We start from the raw sequence: 2,201 nt of genomic DNA, 5'->3' as shown, positions 1-2,201 counted from the left end.
CTCGCCGCCATCGCCGCGGCCGCGAAGGGGGCAGGGCGGCTCGATGCCGCCGAGCGCCTGGCCGATCTGGTGGTCAAGGTCGCGGGAATCTGAGCCTAAACGGACCGATTTTCGTATTTTTGCCGTCATGGCCGGGCTTGTCCCGGCCATCCACGTCTTGCATGAAGTACCATGGGATTCGTGGATGCCCGGGACGCCTTGCGCAAACACGCGCTTCGCGCTTATGCCCGGGCATGACGACGGAACGACGGGATAGAGCATGAGACTGCCGCGCGAGATCGGACCCATCCACTTCGTCGGGATCGGCGGGATCGGCATGAGCGGCATCGCCGAGGTGCTGGTCAATCTCGGCTATGCCGTGCAGGGCTCGGATGCCTCCGACAATTACAATCTCGACCGTCTGCGCAAGAAGGGCGCGAAGGTGTCGGTCGGCCACAAGGCCGAGAACGTCGACGGGGCCGAGGTCGTTGTCGTCTCCACCGCGATCAAGCGCGACAATCCGGAACTGATGGCGGCACGCGAGCGTCGCATTCCCGTGGTGCGCCGCGCCGAGATGCTGGCCGAGCTGATGCGGCTGAAGAGCTGCGTCGCGATTGTCGGCACCCACGGCAAAACCACGACGACCACGATGGTCGCAACGCTGCTCGATGCCGGCGGGCTCGATCCCACCGTGATCAACGGCGGCATCATCAACGCCTATGGCTCCAACGCGCGGCTCGGCGCCGGCGAGTGGATGGTGGTCGAGGCCGACGAGAGCGACGGCACGTTTTTGAAACTGCCGACCGATGTCGCGATCGTCACCAATGTCGACCCCGAGCATCTCGACCACTTCAAGACGTTCGACGCCGTACAGGACGCATTCCGGCATTTCGTCGAGAACCTGCCGTTCTACGGTTTTGCCGTGATGTGCATCGATCATCCCGTGGTGCAGACCCTCGTCGGCAAGATCGAGGATCGCCGCATCATCACCTATGGCCAAAATCCACAGGCCGACGTGCGGTTGCTTGACCTGGCGCCGATGGGTGGTGGCTCGAAGTTCAAGGTTGCGTTTCACGATCGCAAGACAGGCGCCGTGCATGAGATTGCCGATCTGATGCTGCCGATGCCGGGCCGCCACAACGCCTCCAACGCGACGGCCGCGATTGCGGTCGCGCGCGAGCTCGGCGTTTCCGACGACGACATTCGCAAGGCGATCGCCGGCTTCGGCGGCGTCAAGCGCCGCTTCACCAAGACCGGCGAATGGAACGGCGTCACCGTGATCGACGATTACGGCCACCATCCCGTCGAGATCGCGGCGGTGCTGAAGGCAGCGCGCGAATCCACCAACGGCAAGATCATCGCCGTGGTGCAGCCGCATCGCTACACCCGCCTGCAATCGCTGTTTGATGAATTCTGCACCTGCTTCAACGATGCCGATGCGGTTGTCGTCGCTGATGTCTATGCCGCCGGCGAAGCGCCGATCGACGGCATCGACCGCGACCATTTCGTCACGGGCTTGCGCGCCCATGGCCACCGCGAGGTGATCCCGCTGCCGGGAGCGTCGGAGCTCCCGGGCATTGTCAAGGGGCTGGCGAAATCCGGCGATCTCGTCGTGTGCCTGGGGGCAGGCAACATCACGCAATGGGCGTATGCGTTGCCGGACCAATTGAAGGCGCTGGGGTAAGAGTGGCGATGCTTCACTCACTGCTTGCTGCACGGCACGCTGCGCTCCCTCCCCCCTTGTGGGGAAGGGCGGGGGAAAGGGGTGGCCACAAACTCCGATCTCGCTCGGGGCTACCCCCCTCCCTGCCCCTCCCCCACAAGGGGGGAGGGAACGGAGAGAGCGTGCTCTCCTCACTTGAGGGTGAGGCATGAGCTTCCTCGACATCACTCCCACGATCAAAGCCGCGATGCCGGACCTGCGCGGCCGGCTGCTGGCCAACCAGTCGCTGGCCGAGCTCACCTGGTTTCGCGTCGGCGGTCCGGCGCAGGTGCTGTTCACGCCGGCGGATGAGGACGATCTCGCTTATTTCCTCGCGCGTCTCCCTTCCGACATCCCGGTCTGTGTCGTCGGCGTCGGCTCCAACCTGATCGTGCGCGACGGCGGCATATGTGGAATCACTATGTCGTGCCGCAGTGGACCTATACGAAGGTGCGCACCGCGCGCTGGGATCGTTTCGGCCGGCCCGCCGAATTGCCCCGATATGGCCAGTCTGGCTTCC

1 protein-coding gene and 1 pseudogene are annotated in these 2,201 nt (G+C 64.6%); both read left to right on the top strand.

Annotated features, from left to right (window positions below; genetic code table 11):
• Positions 1–259 precede the first annotated feature (259 nt).
• On the top strand, positions 260–1,663 hold the full coding sequence (murC, locus tag MOV75_RS35385) for a UDP-N-acetylmuramate--L-alanine ligase (protein WP_247007662.1): 1,404 nt from the start codon (positions 260–262) through the stop codon (positions 1,661–1,663).
• A gap of 187 nt (positions 1,664–1,850) precedes the next feature.
• Positions 1,851–2,201, top strand: a pseudogene (locus MOV75_RS35380) (hypothetical protein); the annotation flags it as partial.

It is taken from the genome of Bradyrhizobium sp. PRIMUS42, from assembly GCF_023006515.1.
In the GTDB taxonomy this organism is placed as follows: domain Bacteria; phylum Pseudomonadota; class Alphaproteobacteria; order Rhizobiales; family Xanthobacteraceae; genus Bradyrhizobium.
This window is presented reverse-complemented; position numbering and strand designations above follow the sequence as displayed.

Excerpts from the sequence above, each read along its gene's own strand:
- murC (WP_247007662.1), top strand. The coding sequence starts at position 260 with ATGAGACTGCCGCGCGAGATCGGACCCATCCACTTCGTCGGGATCGGC.